This window comes from Paraburkholderia sp. EB58, assembly GCF_050436665.1.
Taxonomy (GTDB): Bacteria; Pseudomonadota; Gammaproteobacteria; order Burkholderiales; family Burkholderiaceae; genus Paraburkholderia.
Map to the genome: position 1 here is coordinate 57,228 of NZ_JBNDMQ010000023.1, position 22,527 is coordinate 79,754.

At 62.7% G+C, this 22,527-nt stretch carries 20 protein-coding genes; 13 read left to right on the forward strand and 7 right to left on the reverse strand.

What is annotated here, in order from left to right; genetic code table 11:
• Positions 1-76: 76 nt before the first annotated feature.
• A complete protein-coding gene (locus tag P3T40_RS28580) occupies positions 77-538 on the forward strand; it encodes a TerB family tellurite resistance protein (protein WP_429271070.1) in 462 nt (153 codons plus the stop codon).
• Here the strand turns inward: P3T40_RS28580 and P3T40_RS28585 are convergent.
• Positions 511-1,392 carry a LysR family transcriptional regulator gene (locus P3T40_RS28585; protein ID WP_429271071.1) on the reverse strand — a complete coding sequence of 294 codons (882 nt, stop codon included), beginning with the start codon at positions 1,390-1,392 and terminating at the stop codon, positions 511-513. The two genes, P3T40_RS28580 and P3T40_RS28585, sit on opposite strands and share 28 nt — an antisense overlap.
• Before the next feature lie 137 nt (positions 1,393-1,529).
• Between P3T40_RS28585 and P3T40_RS28590 the strand changes: the two genes are divergently transcribed.
• From P3T40_RS28590 to P3T40_RS28605, 4 genes are all read left to right on the forward strand, one after another.
• Positions 1,530-1,829, forward strand: a complete 300-nt coding sequence (locus P3T40_RS28590; RefSeq protein ID WP_429271072.1) for a zf-TFIIB domain-containing protein — start codon at positions 1,530-1,532, stop codon at positions 1,827-1,829.
• 394 nt (positions 1,830-2,223) lie between these two features.
• Positions 2,224-3,519, forward strand: a complete 1,296-nt coding sequence (locus tag P3T40_RS28595; protein ID WP_429271073.1) for a dicarboxylate/amino acid:cation symporter — start codon at positions 2,224-2,226, stop codon at positions 3,517-3,519.
• Positions 3,520-3,550: 31 nt separating this feature from the next.
• Entirely contained in the window at positions 3,551-5,590 is a 2,040-nt protein-coding gene (locus tag P3T40_RS28600) for a sensor histidine kinase (RefSeq protein ID WP_429271074.1), read from the forward strand.
• Positions 5,591-5,638: 48 nt separating this feature from the next.
• Positions 5,639-6,991 carry a sigma-54-dependent transcriptional regulator gene (locus P3T40_RS28605; protein WP_429271075.1) on the forward strand — a complete coding sequence of 451 codons (1,353 nt, stop codon included), beginning with the start codon at positions 5,639-5,641 and terminating at the stop codon, positions 6,989-6,991.
• A 71-nt stretch (positions 6,992-7,062) separates the two neighbouring features.
• Here P3T40_RS28605 and P3T40_RS28610 read toward each other — a convergent pair whose 3' ends face one another.
• Positions 7,063-7,596 (reverse strand): TlpA disulfide reductase family protein, encoded by a 534-nt coding sequence (locus P3T40_RS28610; RefSeq protein WP_429271076.1) that lies wholly within the window; start codon positions 7,594-7,596, stop codon positions 7,063-7,065.
• Between the two features lie 137 nt (positions 7,597-7,733).
• On the opposite strand from P3T40_RS28610, the gene P3T40_RS28615 reads away from it, so the two are divergent.
• Positions 7,734-8,378, forward strand: coding sequence for a hypothetical protein (locus P3T40_RS28615; protein ID WP_429271077.1), 645 nt, complete (start codon positions 7,734-7,736; stop codon positions 8,376-8,378).
• A 330-nt stretch (positions 8,379-8,708) separates the two neighbouring features.
• Here the strand turns inward: P3T40_RS28615 and P3T40_RS28620 are convergent, their stop codons facing one another.
• A complete protein-coding gene (locus P3T40_RS28620; RefSeq protein ID WP_429271078.1) occupies positions 8,709-10,346 on the reverse strand; it encodes a YifB family Mg chelatase-like AAA ATPase in 1,638 nt (545 codons plus the stop codon).
• A 103-nt stretch (positions 10,347-10,449) separates the two neighbouring features.
• Complete coding sequence (locus tag P3T40_RS28625) at positions 10,450-10,704, reverse strand: accessory factor UbiK family protein (RefSeq protein ID WP_429271079.1); 255 nt, start codon at positions 10,702-10,704, stop codon at positions 10,450-10,452.
• A gap of 421 nt (positions 10,705-11,125) precedes the next feature.
• Between P3T40_RS28625 and P3T40_RS28630 the strand changes: the two genes are divergently transcribed.
• From P3T40_RS28630 to ptsP, 7 genes are all read left to right on the forward strand, one after another.
• Positions 11,126-11,464 (forward strand): P-II family nitrogen regulator, encoded by a 339-nt coding sequence (locus tag P3T40_RS28630; RefSeq protein ID WP_006048089.1) that lies wholly within the window; start codon positions 11,126-11,128, stop codon positions 11,462-11,464.
• Between the two features lie 37 nt (positions 11,465-11,501).
• Positions 11,502-13,004 carry an ammonium transporter gene (locus P3T40_RS28635; RefSeq protein WP_429271080.1) on the forward strand — a complete coding sequence of 501 codons (1,503 nt, stop codon included), beginning with the start codon at positions 11,502-11,504 and terminating at the stop codon, positions 13,002-13,004.
• 273 nt (positions 13,005-13,277) lie between these two features.
• Positions 13,278-14,567 (forward strand): glutamate--cysteine ligase, encoded by a 1,290-nt coding sequence (gshA, locus tag P3T40_RS28640; protein WP_429271081.1) that lies wholly within the window; start codon positions 13,278-13,280, stop codon positions 14,565-14,567.
• 127 nt (positions 14,568-14,694) lie between these two features.
• On the forward strand, positions 14,695-15,651 hold the full coding sequence (gene gshB / locus P3T40_RS28645; protein ID WP_429271082.1) for a glutathione synthase: 957 nt from the start codon (positions 14,695-14,697) through the stop codon (positions 15,649-15,651).
• A 308-nt stretch (positions 15,652-15,959) separates the two neighbouring features.
• Positions 15,960-16,448 carry a PTS sugar transporter subunit IIA gene (locus P3T40_RS28650; RefSeq protein WP_429271083.1) on the forward strand — a complete coding sequence of 163 codons (489 nt, stop codon included), beginning with the start codon at positions 15,960-15,962 and terminating at the stop codon, positions 16,446-16,448.
• A 53-nt stretch (positions 16,449-16,501) separates the two neighbouring features.
• Positions 16,502-16,771 (forward strand): HPr family phosphocarrier protein, encoded by a 270-nt coding sequence (locus P3T40_RS28655; protein ID WP_429271084.1) that lies wholly within the window; start codon positions 16,502-16,504, stop codon positions 16,769-16,771.
• A gap of 301 nt (positions 16,772-17,072) precedes the next feature.
• A complete protein-coding gene (gene ptsP / locus P3T40_RS28660) occupies positions 17,073-18,824 on the forward strand; it encodes a phosphoenolpyruvate--protein phosphotransferase (RefSeq protein ID WP_429271085.1) in 1,752 nt (583 codons plus the stop codon).
• A gap of 56 nt (positions 18,825-18,880) precedes the next feature.
• Here ptsP and P3T40_RS28665 read toward each other — a convergent pair whose 3' ends face one another.
• The 3 genes from P3T40_RS28665 to gpmA all read right to left on the reverse strand — a co-directional run bounded on the left by P3T40_RS28665 (position 18,881) and on the right by gpmA (position 22,516).
• Positions 18,881-19,639, reverse strand: a complete 759-nt coding sequence (locus tag P3T40_RS28665) for a HesA/MoeB/ThiF family protein (protein WP_429271086.1) — start codon at positions 19,637-19,639, stop codon at positions 18,881-18,883.
• Between the two features lie 164 nt (positions 19,640-19,803).
• Positions 19,804-21,393 (reverse strand): S41 family peptidase, encoded by a 1,590-nt coding sequence (locus tag P3T40_RS28670; RefSeq protein WP_429271087.1) that lies wholly within the window; start codon positions 21,391-21,393, stop codon positions 19,804-19,806.
• Between the two features lie 376 nt (positions 21,394-21,769).
• On the reverse strand, positions 21,770-22,516 hold the full coding sequence (gene gpmA / locus P3T40_RS28675; protein ID WP_429271088.1) for a 2,3-diphosphoglycerate-dependent phosphoglycerate mutase: 747 nt from the start codon (positions 22,514-22,516) through the stop codon (positions 21,770-21,772).
• Positions 22,517-22,527: the final 11 nt, after the last annotated feature.

Below are 22,527 nucleotides of genomic sequence, written 5' to 3' on the forward strand. Positions count from 1 at the left end.
TTTATCCGGTTCAGAACCTGACGCAGACTGAGGCTCATCACCACTGCGGACACCGTCCGCGAAAAGGAGCCCAGTCATGCGAACCTATCCCCGCAACAGTCCTCAAGCCGCCGCCCGCATCGTTGCGCTGGTGCTGACCTCCGACGGCCACGTGTGCAGTTCCGAGGAGCGCGCGCTCGACAAGCTCGATATCGCCGGGCAACTCGGTCTCTTGCCGGAGCAATTCGCGCAGATCGTGCAGGCGCTATACGAGGATCACTCCGTCGGCCACGCGCCGCACGCGCCGATGGCCGGCCAGATAGATACGACCCTGCTTGCCACGCTGATGAGTGAGATCGACTCTCCGGCGTTGCAACGCAAGGTCATGCGCCTGTGCGTCGCCGCCGCGAGCGCCGACGACTATCTCGCGGATGGCGAGATCGCCCTGCTAGCGGCCGTTTTTACTGCGTGGGGACCCGCTCCAGCAGCGGCGAAAGTTCGCCACGATACCCCGCGAGCCGTCCTGCACGCTCACACACGCGTGGCGTCGACCACCTGAGAGGCGAGCGGATGATGCTGGCCGCGTCGCGAGCGGATGGCGTGGATCTCTTCAATTACGCCGTCCGCGCGACCGAGCCAGCGCAGTCCTCGCAGTAAAGACAGGTCCTCGGCACCGAGTTCCGCGAGAGGAAACACGCCGAGGCCACGCGCGGCGAACACCGCCATCAACGCGCTGTCTTCGAATTCTCCGACGATTCGCGGCCGGATCCCCTGCGCTTCGAACCACCGGTCCAGCCGCGCGCGTAGCGCGCCGTGCCCGGTGGGCAAGAGCACTGGCAGATCCGCAAGGCACTGCGGAAAGCTGGCGCGAGATGCCTTGTCGATGATCGCCTTGGGACCATGCCAGTCGACAGGCGAGCCGACGAGGCGCTGGCTCACAACGCGCAGGTCCGCGTTGTGCGGCGCCGGCTGACATGCCAGCACCAGATCGAGCCGATGCAGCGCGAGTTCCGACAACAGTTGCGCGGGCTCGCCTTCGTGGCAGAGGAGCCTGAGCGACGGCGTACCCAGCACCGGCGCTAGCAGCGCGTGCGCGGCGAGCTTCGAAACGCCGTCGGAGAGACCCACGGCTAGCCGCGCAACACCTTCTCCGCCTGCCTCGCGCATCTCGTCGAGCAGCGCCTCGCCGATCTGAAAAATCTGCTCTGCGCGATTGAAAGCGGTCTCGCCGGCTTCGGTCATGGTCACACCACGTCCCGCGGATTTCAGCAACTGGCGCCCGATCGATTTTTCCAGCTCGCGCACCTGCGCGCTGATCGTTTGGACGGCCATATCGAGACGCTCGGCGGCGCGCGCGAAGCCGCCTTCCTTTACGACGAGCCAGAAATAGTAGAGATGGCGATAGTTCAGCATGGCGGCTTAATTTCGAAAAAATCGATATGTCGTTCAGCTTAGCACTGCTTTATCCGAACTCACGGGGCAACGATGATATCCACACGGACCACGCCAGGTTGAGCGTTCGATGTCTTACCCTTTTGAGGAGCAACGCAATGAAATGCCCCGTCTGCAAGACGACTGACCTTCTGATGACCGAGCGCCGCTCGATCGAGATCGACTACTGCCCGGATTGCCGGGGCGTCTGGCTCGATCGCGGTGAGCTCGACAAGCTGATTGCCGACGACGTGGAACGCGTCGGCACGCAGAGTGGCGTGAGCCCGAACCGGGAAGGTCATCGCGACCGGTATCGTGAGCATCCGACCGAGAGCCACCATAAGTACGACGATCGTCGATCGGGGCACACGGGATACAGGAAAAAACGCTCGCTTTTCGACGTGTTCGACTTTGACTGAACAAGTCAGCGAACAAAGTCTCCGATATTCCATTGAGGATGCCTTCCTGCCGCGAGGAAGGCATTTTTTTTAGACGCGCCGTCCGGAATCCCCGACACCTCGCGTCCGGATTTCCGGAAAGCTGGACGCGGCGCCTCGCATAAAACAAGAATATATATAAAAATCAGATAGATAGAATCTAAACCCAACTGGCATCGACCTTGCAAAGTAGAAGCGCGGCCGCAAAGGCCCGACAACTAAAGCATGGAGACAACGATGTCCGATTTCCCTTCCCAGTATTTCTGAGTTTGTCGTCTTGTCGCGGCCCGATGCCGTGCACAGGCGATACGTCTATTCGTTCGCATTGATGCGCAGCGTGGCAGGCCATTGGCTCACCCACATCGCAGGAACCATCGTGAAGAAACCCTTCTATAAAGTGCTCTACGTCCAGGTGATCGCCGCGATCCTCGTCGGCATCGTTCTTGGCCACTATTCGCCCGCCCTCGCCATCGACATGAAGCCGCTCGGCGACGCCTTCATCAAGCTGATCAAGATGGTGATCGGGCCCATCATTTTCTGTACGGTCGTGACCGGCATCGCCGGGATGGAGGATATGAAGAAGGTCGGGCGGGTCGGCGGCAAGGCGCTGCTGTACTTCGAAATCGTTTCGTCGTTCGCGCTGCTGCTCGGCCTCGTCGCTACGCACGTGCTGAAACCGGGCGCTGGCTTCAACGTCGACCCGGCGACGCTCGACGGCAAGGAAGTCGCTTCGTACGCCGCCAAGGCGCACGGTCAAAGCACCGTCGACTTCTTCATGCACATTATTCCGAACACGATCACGGATGCGTTCGCACAAGGCGAAATCCTGCAGATCCTGCTGATCGCCATGCTGTTCGGCAGCGTGCTCGCGACGCTCGGCCAGCGCGGCAAGGTCGTCACGGATCTGATCGAAAGCCTGTCGAGCGTGCTGTTCGGTGTGGTGCGCATTATCACGAAGCTCGCGCCGATCGGTGCATTCGGTGCGATGGCGTTCACCATCGGCAAGTACGGCATCGGTTCGCTGGTCCCCATGCTCAAGCTGATCGGCACGTTCTATCTGACCTCGATCGTGTTCGTGGTGGTGGTGCTCGGCGCGATCGCCCGCATGGTTGGGTTCAGCATCCTGCGCTTCGTGGCCTACATCAAGGAAGAGATGCTGATCGTGCTCGGTACGAGCTCGTCGGAAGCGGCGCTGCCGCAGTTGATGCTGAAGCTTGAAAAGCTCGGCTGCTCGCGCTCGGTGGTGGGTCTCGTGGTGCCGACCGGTTACTCGTTCAACCTCGACGGTACCAACATCTATATGACGATGGCGGTACTGTTTATCGCCCAGGCTACCAATACCGATCTCACGCTCACGCAGCAGCTCACGCTGCTTGCCGTCACGATGCTGACGTCGAAGGGCGCAAGCGGTGTGACGGGCGCCGGCTTCATCACGCTCGCGGCGACGCTGGCGGTGGTGCCGACCATTCCGCTGTCGGGCATGGTGCTGATTCTCGGTATCGACCGCTTCATGAGCGAATGCCGCGCACTGACGAACATCGTCGGCAATGGAGTTGCGACGGTGGTGGTGTCGGCCTGGGAGAAGGAACTGGACCACAACAAACTGCGCGCTGTGCTGCGCGGCGAGGTGCCTGCTGCCACCGAAGCGGAAACGGAAGTGGCGGGTGCCTGAACCCGTCAGGGGCGACGGGCGGGGCGCTGACATGAAGGCGTCACCGCCCCCACCCCGCAGCAGCGAAACGTCGTTCCGCTGGCCTAGGGCGGCCCGAAGACGAGCGGCCGCCGCAGCGAGCTTGACCCCAGCGCGTTATGCCACAATAGCCGCAGCCCATCCACCGGAATTCGCCAACGTGACGCGCCGTCTGCTGATCCTGTTCGCGCTCGCCGCCGGGCTCGTGGCGGCGTGCGGGCTCACGTGGAGCATCGCGTGGCAGCGCGGCATCGACAATTTGCGGCGCAACGCCGCGGTGCGCGTCGACCGCACGGCCAGTGCGCTCAAGAGCACGCTGGAACGCTATGAATCCCTGCCTTATCTGCTAGCCGAGCATCCTTTCGTGCAGGACGTGCTGGTGAGTGCCACCGCGCCAAATGTCTTGCGCGCCAATCGCTATCTGGAAGACCTCAACCGCCACGCGCGGGCCACGGCCACTTACATCATTCAGGCGAACGGGCTTTGCGTCGCGGCGAGCAACTGGCAAGAGCCGGAGAGCTTCGTCGGCAGCGAGTATCAGTTCCGGCCGTATTTCGTGGATGCCGTGAAGGGGGGCGTAGGCCGTTTCTTCGGCATCGGCACGATCTCGCATGATCCCGGCTACTACATCTCGCAGCCGGTGCGGCGTGACGGCCAGATCGTCGGCGTGGCGGTCGTCAAACTCAATCTGGAATGGTTTCAGGGCGCGGATGCCTCCGAGCCGCTGATCGTCACCGACGATCATGGCGTGATTTTTCTCTCGTCCGTGCCGGCCTGGAAATACCACACGGTGAGGCCGCTGTCGGGGACGGTGGCGGACTCGATTTATCAGACGCGTCAGTATGCGCAGCAAGAGATTCCGCCGCTACCGGTGACGATCGAACACATGCTCGAAGGCGATGCGCAGATCGTGCGCATCGGCGGCGGGCGTTATGCGCCGCGCTATCTTGCGTCGCGCCGGGCGATGGGCGAACCGGACTGGCAACTGATCAGCCTGGCGAGCGTGGCTCCCGTCGACGCCGATGCTCGCAACGACGCGATCGTGACCGGCTTCGGCTACATCTCCCTGTGTCTGCTGGCGTTTTACTGGAGAATGCGACGCGCGCGCGTGCGCGAGATGATCCGCAGCCGCGAGTTGTTGCAGCGCGCGTATGCAGAGTTGAACCAGCGGGTGGCGGAACGGACCGCGGATCTGTCGCAGGCGAACGAGCAACTGAAAAAGGAAGTGAGCGAGCGCACGCGCGCCGAACAGGAATTGCGCTCGGCGCACGACGAACTGATCCAGGCGAGCAAGCTGGCGGCGCTTGGCCAGATGGCCGCGGGCATTACGCACGAGTTGAATCAGCCGTTGGCGGCACTGCGTGGCTTCTCGGACAACACGCGGGTGTTCCTCGAACGCGGCGATCAGGAGTCGGCGCGCGAGAACCTTGAAGCGATTGCCGCGCTCACGGAGCGCATGGGCAAGATCACCAACCAGTTGAAGCTGTTCGTGGGCCGGGCGCGGCCGCGTAGTGCGCGTGCGCCACTCGCGCGTGCGTTGCGCAATGTGCTGGCGCTGCTGCAAAAGCGCTTGCAGGATGTGGAAGTGGTGTTGACGGTGGTCGACGCCGAAGCCGGCACGCGCGCGCGTTTCGACCCGTCTGACGAGCATCCTGAGTTTGTCGCCAATTGCGATGATTTGCGACTCGAGCAGGTGCTGATCAATCTGCTGAGCAATGCCGTGGATGCAGCGGGCGGCCATCCGTCAGTGGGCATCATGGCTCCTCGCATCGAGATCGACATCGAAGCCACGGAGGCGACGCTCGCGATCTCGGTGCACGACAACGGGCCTGGCATCCCAGACGACGTCTTGCCGCGGCTCTTCGAGCCGTTCTTTACGACAAAGGAAATGGGCCAGGGACTCGGGCTCGGTCTCGCCATCTCGTCGTCGATCGCGCGTGACGCCGGTGGCTCGCTCGTCGCCCGCAACGCGCCGGACGGCGGTGCGCTGTTCGTGCTCACGCTGCGACGGGCCCGTGTGCAGGCAACGGATCCACTTACGACGGGGTCCTGAATTCAGGCGGCTTCAGATGCGCTCGGGCGCTTTAAGGTGAGAGGGACAATGGTCAACAACAGTTTGCCGGTGCTGTATATCGAGGACGACGAACTGGTGCGTCGCGCGAGCGTGCAAAGTCTGCAGCTCGCGGGCTTCGATGTCACCGGTCATGCATCGGTCGAATCGGCGGCGCGTTCCATCAGCGCGGATTTTCCGGGCGTGATCGTCAGCGATATCCGTTTGCCCGGCGCGAGTGGCCTCGATCTGCTCGCGCAGTGCCACGAACGCGCGCCGGACGTGCCGGTGATTCTCGTCACCGGCCACGGCGATATTTCGATGGCCGTGCAGGCGATGCGCGACGGCGCGTACGACTTCATCGAAAAGCCGTTTGCCTCGGAGCGTCTGATCGAGACCGTGCGGCGCGCGCTGGAACGCCGCACCCTGGTGCTGGAGAACCACGCACTGCGGCGCGAACTGGCGGGGCAGAACACAGTGGCGCCGCGCATCATCGGCCGCAGTCCTGTGATTGAACAGGTGCGCCGGCTGATTGCGAACATCGCGCCGACCGACGCGTCCGTACTGATCAACGGCGATACGGGCGCGGGCAAGGAACTTATCGCACGCAGCCTGCACGAACTATCGCCGCGGCGTGACAAGCCTTTTATCGCCGTGAATTGCGGTGCACTACCGGAGCCGATGTTCGAGTCGGAAATGTTCGGCTATGAGCCAGGCGCGTTTACCGGCGCGGCAAAACGCCGGGTTGGCAAGCTCGAACACGCATCCGGCGGCACGCTGTTTCTCGATGAGATAGAGAGCATGCCGCTCGGTCTCCAGGTCAAGTTGTTGCGCGTGCTGCAGGATGGCGTGCTGGAACGGCTCGGCTCGAACCAGCCGATTCGCGTGAATTGCCGCGTCGTGGCGGCCGCCAAGGGCGACATGCTGGAGCACGTCGCGGCCGGCACCTTCCGGCGCGACCTGTTGTACCGGCTGAACGTGGTGACCATCGCGCTGCCGCCGCTCGCCGAGCGTCGCGAAGACATCGTGCCGCTCTTCGAGCATTTCCTGCTCGATGCGGCGGTGCGCTATCAGCGTCCCGCGCCGATCCTGACCGACCGTCAGCGGGCCGGCCTGATGCAGCGCAACTGGCCGGGCAATGTACGGGAATTGCGCAATGCGGCCGACCGCCTCGTGCTCGGCGTGGCTGAGGATCCGATGACGGCGTCGGTCGATGAAGCCGCGGATACGCAGTCGCTCAAGGAACGCGTCGAGCAGTTCGAGCGGGCGGTGATCGCGCAGGCGCTCGAGCAGACCGGTGGCGCGGTGGCCGTGGCGGCAGACCGCCTGCAGTTAGGCAAGGCGACGCTCTACGAAAAGATCAAGCGCTATGGGCTCGCGGCGAAGGGGGAGGGCGAGCGGTAATGCTCCAAAAGCAACGCGCCGGTAGCAGACCTGTCCGCTACCGGCGCGTTTTTATTTAATGCTCTCGTGCTTCAGGCCGCGTTCAGCGCCTTCTCGAGCAGTTGATCGAGCTCGGCGAATTGCGGTTCACCAACGTAGCGCTTCAGAATCTTGCCGTCCTTGTCGACCACAAAGGTGGTCGGCGTCAGCTGGACGTTCCCGAACTGCTTGGCTGCGGAACCGTCATCCATCGCCACCTTGAACGGCAGGCGACGCGTTTGAGTGTAGTTGGTCACGTACATCGGGGCGTCGTAGTTCATCGCCACGGCGACGAATTCGAGGCCCTTGCCCTTGAAGCGGTTATACGTCTCGACCATCTTCGGCATTTCCTGCACGCAGGTGTCGCAGTTGGTGGCCCAGAAGTTGACGAGGTAGACCTTGCCCTTCAGGTCGGCGGTCGAGACTTTCTGGCCGGACAGCAGCGTGAAGGTGGCATCCGGCACATGCTGCTGGCCGTTGAACGCGAAATAGCCGGCAATCGCGATCGCGCCGGCCACCACGGCCATGACGATATAGCGGATCGGGCTGGTGCGCTTCGTCACCGGGGCAGAAGGAGTAGGGCTCATGGACGGGACCTCGAGATTCGCGTAGAACACGCGCCAACGTTGCGACGTATTGTAGCCTCAATCCGGCGAGGCGGCTGGGAGTTGCCTGTCAGCGGATAATAGGGTTTTATGCCTCGTCCTTCCCTGACTTCGCCCTCATGTTCCGACGCACGTTTCGCCTGTCATCCCCCAGCTTCCTGTTCTACTTCGCCGTACGTCTGAGCGCCGCCGCTTTGCGCCGCGTTCTGTGCGGACTGGCACGGCTACGTTCCGTGCTGCTCGCGAGCGCTTGCTGGCTGGCTGTGGGCGGGTTGCTGGCGGGTTGCTCGCCGACCTACGACTGGCGCACGGTCATGAACAACGACAATGGTTATACCGTCGACCTGCCGGCCAAGCCGAGCAACGATGCGCGCCAGATCGACATTGGCGGGACCTCAATGCGGATGGCGATGCAAACCGCCGAAGCGGGCAACGCCGTCTTCGCGGTGGGCACCGTAATACTGCCGTCCGACGATCCGCAGACCCAACGCACGGCGCTCGACTTCCTGCGCACTGGACTCGCCCGCAACGTCAGCGCTGCGCCCGACGGGCACGCGGTGCAGATTCCACTGGCGGCGGGCGGCCAGGTGCCCGGCCTGGAAATGACGCTGAGCGGCAGAGCTGGCGAGCAAAAGGAAACCCGCACGATCTACGCGCGGTTTGTCGCTCATGGCCGGCACGCCTACCAGGCGGCGATCATTGCCAATGAGCCGCTGCCCCAGGAGCAGGTCGACCAATTTTTTCAGTCTTTCCAGCTGTATTGAGCATCGCGCTTGGCGATCCACAGGTGTCTCAGATCACTGCGCAAAGTGAAAGTCGCTTCGCAGGTTATGACGCTAATAGCCGGATTTTATGGGGATTTTTCTTTTACCCACAGTGCCTGTGGATAACTTTGTGGAGAACCTCTGATGAGTTGGCTAGAATGCCCGTCCGGCGGGCCTTCGGGAACTTTTCCCGTCCCAATGGGAAATTAGAAAAATCAATGAAATCAAGGTCTTTGCCGAAACGCCGCGCGCCTACCTTTCAGTTCACTTCAAGTTTGTCAGGAATGCTTTTATGTGCATAAGTCAAGTCTTGACAGCTATTTTTTTGCTTTATCCAACCGCGAACGCGCGCCGATATTGAACCGCTTCCGCGATCTGGCTGCCGGTCGGTACGTCCGCACCGGCCAGGTCCGCGATTGACCGCGCCACCTTCAGCACCCGGTAATAGGCACGCGCCGACCAGCCGAAGCGATCGCCCGCTTCGCGCAGCAGCGCTTCGCCGGCCGCGTCGGGCCGGCAGACCTCGTCGACCTCGCGTCCGCTCAGTTCGCGATTGGTTTTCCCCTGCCGCGCTAGTTGGCGCTCGCGTGCCGCGCTCACCCGGGCAGCGATGGCTGCGCTCGACTCACCGGTGGCGCTGGAGCGCGCCGATAGTTCGGCCGGCGTGAGCGCAGGGATCTCAATCTGGATGTCGATGCGGTCCAGCAGCGGCCCGGACAGCTTGCGCAGATAGCGCGCGGAGATTTCCGGCGTGCAGCGGCAGCGCCCGTTTGGGTCGCCGCGCCAGCCGCAAGGGCAGGGGTTCATTGCCGCGATCAGTTGGCAGGCCGCCGGGAAGTCCGCCTGAAGCGCCGCTCGCGAAATCGTGATGCGCCCGGCTTCGAGTGGTTCGCGCAGCGTCTCGAGCACGTGACGGTCGAATTCGGGGATTTCGTCGAGGAAGAGAACGCCCAGATGCGCCAGGGTGATCTCGCCCGGCTGCGGCGGATTGCGGCCGCCCACCAGCGCCGCCGCGCTCGACGAATGGTGCGGCGCGCGGAATGGCCGCTGCCGCCACTGCGCCGGCGAGAAGCCCGACATGCTGGCCGACAGCAGCGCCGCCGAGGTCAGCGCTTCTTCGTCGGTCATCGGCGGCAGCAGGCTCGGCAGCCGCGCAGCCAGCATCGACTTGCCGGCGCCCGGTGGTCCTACCATCAGGACATGATGGCCGCCGGCGGCGGCGACCTCCAGCGCTCGCCGTGCGCCGCGCTGACCGATCACGTCGGCCATGTCCGCGGCCGAGGCTGCTGGTGCCGCGGCGAGTTCAGGGGCGGCGACCGGTGTAAGCCGACAATCCGGTACACCAGCCAGATGGGCGCAGAGCGAGGGCAGGTCGGTTGCGCCGTAGACGTCCACGCCTGGTACAAGCGCGGCCTCGGACGCGCTGGCCGCTGGCAGATAGAGTTCGGAGGCTCGATGCGCGCACTCGACTGCGTCTGGCCGCAACATCGAAAGCGTGACATTAGACTGCGCATTTGCCGCCATCCCCGCGGTCAGCTTCGTCGTTCCTTCGTCCCCCGCCTGTGCCGCGTGACTTCGCGCCGTGCCGCAGGCCATCGCGAATGCGCCACGCATGGGCCGCAGCGCTCCAGTCAGCGAAAGCTCGCCGGCAAATTCCCGATGCATGAGCGATTCCACCGGGATCTGCCCGCTCGCGGCCAGAATGCCCAGCGCGATAGGCAAGTCAAAGCGGCCGGACTCCTTCGGCAGGTCGGCAGGGGCGAGATTGACGGTGATGCGGCGAACCGGGAAGTCGAAGCCGCAGTTCTGCAGCGCGGCGCGCACGCGTTCGCGGCTTTCGCGCACTTCGAGATCGGGGAGGCCCACGATCGAAAATGAGGGTAATCCATTGGCGAGGTGAACCTCGACCGTTACTTCGGGCGCGCGGCCAGAGGCCGGCGCGCGACTGCGCACCACGGCAAGCGACATGTTTTCTCCCGTCAGACGGCGCGCCGGCGGCGCGCGCGACTCCCTAAAACGCTGATGACGTCACGGCTCGCTTGCCTGTGATGTGCAGCATTCAGACTGCTGTTCAGGACGTGTGGGTCACCGGCAGCTTCTGCTCAAGCTCGGCGACGCGCCGCTCCAGCTCCTCCAGCCGGGCGCGCGTGCGCACCAGCACCTGGGTCTGGGTATCGAATTCCTCGCGCGTAACCAGATCGAGTCTCGAGAAGCCTTGCGACAGCATGGCCTTGACGTTGCGTTCGACATCTTTGGCTGGCGAGTTCTTGAGCAGATCGCTCACGCGCGCCTGCAGATCGTTGAAGACGTCGTTCGGTTGTTTCATGGTGTTCCCCTTGGGTGCACAAAAAGTGTGCATATCTCATTACGTCTGTGCTCCGGATTCTCCGATGCGCGATTCTGGTGCATGACCCCTTGACCAGTCCCGCCGCATGAGCGCCTTTGGTGCGCGCTTTGGTTTCCGTTGCCTGCGAACACTCTAGCAACGATCCAGGCGGCGCGCCACCGTCCCCCGACCACGTTGGCCATCCGGCCAGGGGTGCGTGAGCCCCGTTCGGGGACCGGTTCCAGCCATCGTGACACTCACATGGCATGCGAGTTGCTGTTACTGCCCGGCGCGCACCGCCGGGACGTCTTTACCGGCGCTGCATCGAATGCGGTTTGAGCACCAACCGTGGATCGACGCAACAGTTCAGGGGAAACAGGGTTACGCAAACGGGTTACGCAACAATTACAGCGAGGATTTCATGAAACTGATTACCGCAATCATCAAGCCGTTCAAGCTCGATGAGGCGCGCGAAGCCTTGTCGGCAATCGGCGTCTCCGGAATCACGGTGACAGAAGTGAAGGGCTTTGGGCGTCAGAAAGGCCACACCGAGCTGTACCGCGGCGCAGAGTACGTCGTCGATTTCCTGCCGAAAGTGAAGATCGAGGCTGCGGTCTCGGACGACATCGTCGATCAGGCAATCGAAGCGCTCGAACGTGCGGCACGCACCGGCAAGATCGGTGACGGCAAAATTTTTGTCACGCCGATCGAGCAAGTGATTCGGATTCGCACCGGGGAGACCGGGGCGGACGCCCTGTAATTAGAACGATAGCGACTAGCTACAAGAGGAAAAGAAGATGCGCAAATTAATGATGTCCCTGCTGATGGCCGGATCGCTCCTTGCGGGCGGTGTCGGCGCCGCCCTCGCGGACGACGCTTCCGCACCCGCAGCCGCCTCGGCACCTGCCGATACGACGGCGAGTGCGCCGGCGCCTGACGCTTCGGCTGCCGCCACAGCTTCGGCCCCGGCCGCCGACGCGTCCGCACCGGCCGCAACCGCAGCCTCCGCACCTGACGCTTCGGCCGCCGCCGCAGCAGCGGCCCCGGCAGCACCGACCGCACCGTTCTCGGTCGACTCGTCGAAGATCAACTCCGGCGACACAGCCTGGATGCTGACCTCCACCGCGCTCGTGCTATTCATGACGATCCCGGGCCTGGCACTGTTCTACGGCGGCATGGTCCGCAAGAAGAACGTGCTCGCGACGCTGATGCAAAGCTTCGCGATCACCTGCGTCGTGACGATCGTCTGGGTGGTGGTGGGCTACAGCATCGCCTTCACGCCTGGTGGTGCGTTCATCGGCGGCTTCTCGCGCGTCTTCATGGCCGGGATGAACTATATCCACGGCGACAAGGCGACCACGCTGACGGTGAGCCACCTGGCTCCGACGATCCCGGAAACGGTCTACTGCGTGTATCAGATGACCTTCGCGATCATCACGCCGGCGCTGATCACGGGTGCGTTTGCTGACCGCATGAAGTTCTCGGCGATGCTGGTCTTCATGACGCTGTGGTCGATCATCGTCTACTCGCCGATCGCTCACATGGTCTGGGAACCGACCGGCTGGCTGTCCGCTGCTGGCATCCTCGACTTCGCAGGCGGCACGGTGGTGCACATCAACGCCGGTATCGCTGGTCTCGTGTGCTGCCTGGTGCTCGGCAAGCGCGTCGGCTACGGCAAGGAAGTGATGGCTCCGCACAACCTCACGCTGACGCTGATCGGTGGCGCGATGCTGTGGGTCGGCTGGTTCGGTTTCAACGCAGGTTCCGCAGTGGCAGCAGACGGCCGTGCCGGCTTCGCGATGTTCGCAACGCAAGTCGCAACGGCAGCCGCAGCACTCGCATGGATGTTTGCTGAATGGATCGCCAAGGGCAAGCCGTCGGTGCTCGGTATCGTGTCGGGCGCAGTTGCTGGTCTGGTGGCGATTACGCCGGCTTCGGGTTTCGTCGGTATCGCCGGTTCGCTGGTGATCGGTATCGCCGCTGGCGTGATCTGCTTCTGGTCGGCAACGTGGCTCAAGGGCAAGCTCGGCTATGACGATTCGCTCGACTGCTTCGGCGTGCACTGCGTCGGCGGGATCGTCGGTGCACTGCTGACCGGCGTGTTCGCAGTCAAGGACATCGGTGGCTCAGACGGCAGCGTGATCCTGCAGGCCAAGGGCGTGCTGACGACGTTGATCTACAGCGGCGTGGTGAGCTTCGTCCTGCTGAAGGTCATCGACCTGGTGATGGGCATCCGCGTGACGGAAGAAGAGGAACGCGAAGGTCTGGACGTCAGCCTGCACGGCGAGCACGTCGAATAAGGTTTCAAGGTCCCAACGTTTTAAGGTTTTACGGATCACGATCACGAATCAAGCGCAGCGACTTTGGCCCGCCTTCTGGCGGGCCTTTTTCTTGGTGGTCTCTGATCTGCTGTTTCCGGATGAATCGCGCTAAACTGCTTTGGAGGAGCCGTTCCGCCGGCTATGGCGCCGATAGCGAGAATGCATTCATGCCTGCTTGCGAATGGAGAAACCGTCCCCAAATGGACGAAGCGTTTGCTCTACAATCTTTTTTCTCCAGTCTGCGAGTGATCAATGGTTCCGCACCTAGTTACGGCGTTAAACGGCCCGCTGCTCGACCTCGAGCGGAAGATCCTCGACGCTACACCCGCCATCGAACGCTGGTTCCGTCTTGAATGGCAGGAACATACGCCGCCGTTCTATTGCTCCGTCGATCTGCGTAACGCGGGCTTCAAGCTCGCGCCGGTCGACACCAACCTGTTCCCCGGTGCGTTCAACAACCTGCCGCAGGAAGTGTTGCCGCTTGCCGTGCAAGCGGCCATGGCCTCGATCGAAAAAATCTGTCCGGACGCGAAGAACCTGCTGGTCATTCCGGAGCGTCACACGCGCAACGCGTTTTATCTGGAGAATGTCGCGCGTCTGGCGACCATCATGCGTCAAGCGGGGCTGAACGTGCGTTTCGGTACGCTCGACGAGAGCGTCGCCGGGCCGGTCACCATTGCGTTGTCGGACGGTCAGAAGATCGTCCTCGAACCGCTCGAACGCACGCCGCGCCGGCTCGGACTGAAGAACTTCGATCCGTGTTCGATTCTCCTGAACAATGATCTGTCCGGCGGAATTCCGCCGATCCTCGAAAACCTGCACGAGCAATACGTGCTGCCACCGCTGCATGCAGCGTGGGCGGTACGGCGCAAATCGACGCACTTCTCCTGCTATGACGACGTCGCGAAGAAGTTCGCGAAGATGGTCGAGATCGACCCGTGGATGATCAATCCATACTTCGCGCACGTCGAAGGGGTTGATTTCCAGGAGCACACCGGCGAACAGGCGCTGGCCGATGCAATCGACGGCGTGCTGAAGAAGACTGCCAAGAAGTATCGCGAGTACGGCATCTCCGAGAAGCCGTATGTGGTCATCAAATCAGACGCGGGTACCTACGGCATGGGCGTGATGACCGTGCACGACGCATCGGAAGTCGCTGCGCTCACCAAGCGCGAACGGGCGAAGATGGCCGCCACCAAGGACGGTCTCGAGGTGCATGACGTGATCGTGCAGGAAGGCGTTTACACTTTCGAGCGCATCGGTGAGGAAGTGGCCGAGCCGGTCGTGTACATGATCGACCGCTACGTGGTAGGCGGCTTCTACCGCGTGCACGGCAGCCGCGAGCGCGACCAGAACCTCAATGCGCCGGGCATGCACTTTGTGCCGCTCGGCTTCGAGCACACGGCGTTGCCCGACGCACATGCGAAGCCGGGTGCAGCGCCGCCGAACCGCTTCTATATGTATGGCGTGGTGGCGCGCCTCGGACTGCTGGCCGCTTCGGTCGAACTCGAAAAGACCGATCCGGAAGCCATCCAGGTCTGAGTTCGGACCTCGCGTTTCACCTCGGCGCAGCGGAGCTGCGCCTGACCGACCGACGGGCGGCGCGGAGCTGGACGCCGCCCTTGTTTAACGCATCATGCCAAGCCCATCAGGGCGCATCAGGACCCCCATGGACATTCTGTTTATCGCCGACCCGTTGGATCACTTCAAGATCTACAAGGATTCGACCTACGCGATGATGGCCGAGGCCGCCCGGCGCGGTCACACGCTCTACACCTGCGAGCCGAAACACCTGGCGTGGACGGGGGCGGATGTCGAGGCGAACGTGCAGCGTTTTGCGATTGTCGGCGACCAGTCGGACGGCCATCGTGAGACCTGGTATGCGGCCGACGCTGCTGCGCCGCGCTCGCTGAAGAGCTTTAGCGCGGTGGTGATGCGCAAAGACCCGCCGTTCGACATGGAATACGTGACGTCGACGTGGGTGCTCGAGCTTGCAGAACGCGGCGGCGCCCGCATCTTCAATAGGCCGCAGGCAATTCGCGATCACTCGGAAAAGCTCGCGATCGGCGAGTTTCCGCAGTTCGTAGCGCCGACACTGGTGACGCGCGACGCCGCCCGCCTGCGTGCGTTTCACGCCGAGCATGGCGATGTGATCCTGAAGCCGCTCGACGGCATGGGCGGCATGGGTGTGTTTCGGGTGAAGGCCGACGGCATGAACCTCGGTTCGATCATCGAAATGTTGAGCCACGATGGCGCGCGTTCGGTGATGGCGCAGAAATTCATCCCCGAGATCAAGGACGGCGACAAGCGCATCTTGCTGATCGGCGGCCAGCCGGTGCCGTTTGCGCTCGCGCGCATTCCGCAGGGCAATGAAGTGCGCGGCAATCTGGCGGCAGGTGGTCTTGGCGTTGCGCAGCCGCTGACTGAGCATGACCGCAAGATTGCGGAAACGCTGGCGCCGGTGTTGGCTGCGCGCGGCTTGTTGCTGGTTGGGCTGGATGCAATCGGCGACTGGCTGACGGAAGTGAACGTGACGAGCCCGACGTGCTTCCGCGAAATCATGGATCAGACGGGCTTCGACGTCGCCGCGATGTTCATCGACGCGCTGGAGCGTGCGGCCGGCTAATGGGTTGCGCGGGGTTGCGCGGCGGCGGGGCTGAGCGAACAAGTGGCGAAAGCGCGAAAATGAGCCTGTTACAATGCCCGCTCTTCAGCGGCACGCCACGTCAGTTAGCATCGCCAACGGCCGTGCAGGGCGGGTTGCGGAGATGAAGCAGGCATGAAGCACGCCCGCGTTGCGGGGCCGCACAGGCTGGATATGCGGGCGTCGAGAAACGCCGTTCCGACCCTCATGACCATCGGCCGGTCGAGGGTGTGACGACCCGGTGCGTACCGGGTCACGGTTCAGGGCCGTTTTTTTGCAGCAAGGCTGACATGGCAGGCATTCTGATCATTGCACACGCCCCTCTCGCAACCGCGCTCAGGGACTGTATCGCGCACGTCTACGGTGGCTTACCGGCTCGTATCGGCGTTATCGACGTGTCGCCGGATTGCGATCCCGCAGAGGTGGTCGCATTCGCCTACTCCGAGGTTGAGCGGCTCAAGGAAGAGAACGGCGCACTCGTGCTGACCGACATGTTCGGCGCGACGCCCTCGAACATCGCCGCGCGGCTCGCGACGCTGCCGCAAGTGCGCGTGCTGGCGGGCGTGAATCTGCCGATGCTGCTGCGTGCGGTCTGCTACCGCGCAACGCCGCTCGACACGCTCGTCGACAAGGCGCTGTCCGGCGCGACCAAGGGCGTGCAGACGATTGTTCCGGGTTCGCCCGCGCCGCCTGCGTGCGCTCCCGTGATGGGCGATTGCGTGCCGGCCATGCCGCCCGAGACCGATCTCACCCATAAGCAGGGCTCGACCAGTCTTTAACGGTTTCAGTTTCATCCTTCATAACATCATTACCCGCGCTTTCGGACCATCACATGCTGCAACAGGAAACGACTATCGTGAACAAGCTGGGCCTGCACGCACGCGCGTCGGCCAAACTGACGCAACTCGCGGGTAACTTCCAGGCTGAAATCTGGATGAGCCGCAATGGGCGGCGCATCAACGCGAAAAGCATCATGGGGGTGATGATGCTGGCCGCGGGAATCGGCAGCACGGTGCTGATCGAGACCGAAGGCTCGGACGAAAAGGAAGCCATGGACGCACTACTGAAACTGATCGCCGAGAAATTCGGCGAGGGTCAGTAAAGCGCCGCGCGCACCGATTTGTTAGGGTCATCACGCCGCGGTTTTCCGCGGCGTTTTTTTTAACACGTCACAATCGTCGCAGAGGCGCTGTCGTGTGCGTGCCGTTGTGATATCGCAAGCCATGGGCAGGCGCGATGTCAGCGACGCGCGATGGTTTTTTGTGTCACCTGGGTGCTGCAAGCGTGTTGCGCTGCACACTGTTAAAGCGGGCGTTGAGCGGCTGCGGAATTTATAATGACGTGCAAGGTCTGAGAGCATTGCAGCGGTCTACCGCGGCATTACACAACTAGAGGAGGTGCGCGTGTCCTTCACGCTGCATGGAATTCCCGTGTCACGCGGTATTGCCATCGGGCGGGCCTATCTGATCGCCCCGGCTGCACTCGACGTCGACCACTATCTGATCGAACCTGCCCAGATCGAGGGGGAGGTCGAGCGTTTCCGCTCGGCCCAGCAACTCGTGCATCAGGAGCTTGACGCATTGCGCGAAGATCTCGCGGCTGACGCGCCGAGCGAGATGGGCGCGTTTATCAACGTTCATTCAATGATCCTGAATGATGCGATGCTCGTTCAGGAGACCATCGATCTCATCCGCACGCGCCGCTATAACGTCGAGTGGGCGCTCACCGAGCAACTCGAACGCCTGTCGCGCCACTTCGACGACATCGAAGACGAATATCTGCGCGAGCGCAAAGCCGATATCCAGCAGGTCGTCGAGCGTGTCTTGAAGGCGCTGGCCGGCGCTTCGGCGGCCAGCCTCGTGCAGAACGTGCACGGTACCTGCGATGAAATGATCGTCGTCGCGCACGACATCGCGCCCGCCGACATGATGCAGTTCAAGACGCAGACGTTCCAGGGCTTCGTCACGGACCTGGGCGGACGTACCTCTCATACGGCGATCGTGGCGCGCAGCCTCGGCATTCCGGCTGCCGTCGGCGTGCAGCACGCGAGCGCGTTGATTCGCCAGGATGACCTGATCATCGTCGACGGCGACCACGGCATTGTGATCGTCGATCCCGCGCCGATCGTCCTGGAAGAGTATTCGTACCGGCAAAGCGAGAAGGCGCTCGAGCAGCGCAAGCTGCAGCGTTTGAAATTCTCACCTACGCAGACGCTGTGCGGCACGCGTATCGAGCTGTGCGCGAACATCGAATTGCCCGATGACGCCAAGGCGGCGGTGGATGCGGGTGCGACCGGCATTGGCCTGTTCCGCACTGAATTCCTGTTTATGAATCACAAGGACAAGCTACCGGCGGAAGAGGAGCAGTTCGAGGCATACAAGCGGGCCGTGGAATTGATGAACGGGCTGCCGGTGACGATCCGCACGATCGACGTTGGCGCAGACAAGCCGCTTGATTCGATGAGCAGCGGCGACGGTTACGAGACCGCCGCGAACCCTGCGTTGGGGTTGCGGGCGATCCGCTGGAGCCTGTCTGAGCCGCAGATGTTTCTGACGCAGTTGCGCGCCATCCTGCGGGCGTCGGCGTTCGGCACGGTGAAGATCCTGATTCCGATGCTCGCGCATGCGCAGGAGATCGATCAGACGCTCGACCTGATTCGCGAAGCCAAGCGGCAACTTGACGATGCGGGCCTCGTCTACGATCCGAACGTGCAGGTCGGCGCGATGATCGAGATTCCTGCGGCGGCGATTGCATTGCCGCTGTTTTTGAAGCGGCTCGATTTCCTGTCGATCGGTACCAACGATCTGATCCAGTACACCCTGGCGATCGACCGTGCGGACAATGCCGTGGCGCATCTGTACGACCCGCTGCATCCGGCGGTGCTGCACCTGATCGCCTTCACGCTGCGCGAGGCGAAGCGGGCGGGTGTGCCGGTGTCGATATGCGGCGAGATGGCGGGCGATCCGACGCTCACGCGTCTGTTGCTCGGGATGGGACTCACCGAGTTTTCCATGCATCCGAGCCAGTTGCTGGTCGTGAAGCAGGAGATCCTGCGCTCGCACGTAAAGACGTTGGAGAAGCCGGTGGCGGATGTGCTGGCGTCTTTCGAGCCGGAAGAAGTGCAGGCGGCGCTCAAGCGGGTGGCGCTGGCTTGAGTTGTATGCGGCGCCGCTTTCACGCGGCGCCAACGTTGCTTAGGCTTCCTGCTTGCTTACCTGCGATGCGTCTCGCCGCACACCGGGCAATCCGGTTGGCGTGCGATGCGCATCGTATTCCACTCCATTCGCAGCGAGTCGAGCATCATCAAACGGCCCACCAGCGGCGTGCCGATCCCCGCAATCACACGCAGTGCTTCGGCTGCCTGCATCGCGCCGATGATCCCCACGGTCGGCGCAAACACGCCCATCGTCGAGCAGGCCACTTCCTCGAACGGCTGATCTTCCGGAAATACGCACGCGTAGCAGGGCGAGGCGGGGTCGCGGAAGTCGAACGTGCTGATCTGCCCGTCAAAACGCAGCGCCGCTCCTGACACGAGCGGCACCCGGTGCGCAAAGCAAGCGCGGTTGATGGCGTGCCGCGTCGCGAAGTTATCGGTGCAATCGAGCACGACGGTTGCCTGCGGCACGGCCGCGTCCAGCCACGCATCGTCCACACGCTGTGCGACCGCGTCCACCACCACTTCGGGATTGAGCTGCGCAATCGTATCGCGGCCGGATTCGACTTTGCTGCGGCCGACAGAAGCCGTCACGTGCAGGATCTGGCGCTGCAGGTTGGTGAGGTCGACCGCATCGGCGTCGACCAGGCTGAGCTTGCCGACGCCGGCTGCGGCCAGATACATCGCCGCAGGCGAGCCGAGGCCACCTGCGCCGACGACGATCGCGTGCGCATCGAGAAAACGCTGTTGAGCCTCGATGCCGAGCTCGTCGACGAGGATATGGCGGGAATAGCGGAGCAGTTGATCGTCGTTCATGGCGGGGCGCAGAAGTGAATCGCGCGATGACGGCAGACAGGGCCGCCGGCTACAAGGTCAGGCATCGCCTGTGGCGCGAGCGTTCGTTCTGGTTATTTTAATCGCGCTTGAGGAAAGGGTCTTCGCAGCGTGCGCCACGAAGACCCTTGGGTAAGGCTTGCTACTTAGTTGCTTTGCGAGGCCGGAGCCGGCGCGGACGCCGGCGTGCTGCCCGATGCGCCCATGCCCGGAACCGGCGTGGTCGGCTTCACTGCAACCGGTGCCGAAGCGGATTGCTCCGGCTTGTTCTGCGCGAGACGGCGTTCGGAGAGCGACTTCGATTCCTGCACCGGCTTGCCTTCCAGCTTGTTCAGGCCTTGTTGCAGCATGAAGTCGTCTGCCGAGCCAAACTCGACCGGCTTACGGTCGCGGTCCTTCTGGCGTTGTTCAGGCGTCTTCTTGTCGTTCTGCTCTTCAAGTACCCGCAACTGTTCCATGCGGTCGGCCTCGCGCTGATCCTGTTCCTTCTTCTCGTTCGGATCTTGTGTGTTCGCAAGGTGGTTCGAGTAGTCGACTTCGCGCGTAACGAGTGCGTCGTCCGGATCGCCGTCAGCGTATTGATCCACTGCGATGTCCGGGCGGATGCCCTTGTTCTGGATGGAGCGGCCGCTCGGCGTGTAGTAGTACGCCGTGGTCAGACGCAGCGCGGTGTCAGCGGTCATCGGACGCACCGTCTGCACCGAACCCTTGCCGAACGAGGTCTTGCCGACGATCAACGCGCGATGCTGATCCTGCAGCGCACCGGCAACGATTTCCGACGCCGACGCCGAGTAGGCGTTGGTCAACACGATCATCGGCACGGTCTTGAAGATCGGCGCTTCGTCCTTCAGCGGATCGCTGTCGAACGACGGCAGACGGTAGTTATCGTAAGTGTCGCGGTAGACCTGCTTCGAGTCCGCAATCTGACCATTGGTCGACACCACCACCGAATCCGGCGGCAAGAACGCGCCTGCTACGCCAACCGCGCTTTGCAGCAGACCGCCGCCGTTGTTACGCAGGTCGAGGATGAGGCCCTTCAGATTCGGCTGCTGGCGCGCGATTTCCTGCAGCTTTTCGGCCAGATCAGGCGTCGTGCGTTCCTGGAAGCTGGTGATGCGGATGTACGCATAACCAGGAGCCAGGATCTTCATCTTCACGCTCTGCACCTTGATGATGGCGCGCGTGACCGTGAGCGGGAACGTGCGGTCATCGGTCTTGCGGAAGATCGTGAGCGTGACCTTGGTGCCCGGGTCGCCGCGCATCTGCTTGACGGCCTGGTCGAGCGTCATGCCACGCACCGGCTTGTCGTTGATGCGCGTGATCAGGTCGCCCGGACGGATGCCGGCGCGAAACGCTGGCGTGTCTTCGATCGGCGAGATCACCTTGATCAGACCGTCTTCCGACGAGATTTCAATACCGAGGCCAGCAAAACGGCCCTTGGTTTGTTCCTGCAGTTCTTCGTAATCGGTCTTGTCGAGATACGACGAGTGCGGGTCGAGGCTCGACACCATGCCCTTGATAGCGGCTGTGAGGAGCTTCTTGTCATCGACCGGTTCGACATATTCGTGCTTGATCTGCCCAAAAACTTCGGCAAACAGGCGCAGCTGATCGAGCGGCAGCGGCGCGACCGCGCTGCTGGCGGGTTGCTGGGCCGAGGCGGAAAGTTGCAGTGTTGCAAAAACGCCGGTAGCAAGGCCCGCGGCAATCAGGCCGATATTTTTCAGGTTCTTTCGCATAGAGTCTGTTGCGGTCGGAAGCGCGTGGCAGCGTCAAAGAGATGGGGACGGACAAGTATAACTGCACACCCGCTCAGGCAGTGCACAGCGATAGTAATCGCAGTTCGACAGCGTGTGGCGTGCCAGGTTCTGAGGATTTGCCCTGTGGTATGGAAGAAAAACCCCGTAACGGGATGGGCGGAGCTCGTCATGGCGGCAGATGGCGCCTTGCGCTACACACCCCGGCTGGCATTGACCGGTGTGCACAGCGTGTTTACAGCAGTTTTGAATTGCGCGTTCTGAAGCCAATGCGCTCGGCCCCTGGAGCGCCTGATCAGGCTCCTGTCAGAGCCAATCAGGAGCCCAAATGAGCGACCGGTGCGCAGCGCAAGGGCGCTCAGCCTGCCTTGCCTTGCTTGGCAACCGCGGCCTGGGCCTTGGCGATGGCTTCCTGATCGCCCAGATAATAGTGCTTGATGGGCTTCAGGTTCTCGTCCAGTTCGTACACGAGCGGCACGCCGTTCGGGATGTTCAGGCCGACGATCTCGTCGTCCGAGATGTTGTCGAGGTACTTGACCAGCGCGCGGATCGAATTGCCGTGCGCGGCGATCAGCACCTTGCGGCCGGACTTGATGGCAGGCGCAATCGACTCGTTCCAGATCGGCAGCACGCGTGCGACTGTATCCTTCAGGCACTCGGTCAACGGCAACTGTTCGCGCGGCACTTTGGCGTAGCGCGGGTCGTTGTAGGAAGTGCGCTCATCCGACGGGTCGAGCGCGGGCGGCGGCGTGTCGTAGCTGCGGCGCCAGACCAGCACTTGTTCGTCGCCGAACCTGGCAGCGGTTTCCGCCTTGTTCAGGCCCGAGAGCGCGCCGTAGTGGCGTTCGTTGAGGCGCCACGAATGGACCACCGGCAGGTACATCAGGTCCATCTGGTCTTGCACGTGCCAGAGGGTGCGCACGGCGCGCTTCAGGACCGACGTGTAGGCGATGTCGAACGTATAGCCCGATTCCTTCAGCAGCACGCCAGCCTGGTGCGCTTCACGATTGCCCTGCTCGGTCAGGTCGACATCGACCCAGCCCGTGAAGCGGTTTTCCTTGTTCCACGTCGATTCGCCGTGGCGGATGAGAACGAGTTTGTACATAAGATGGCCGG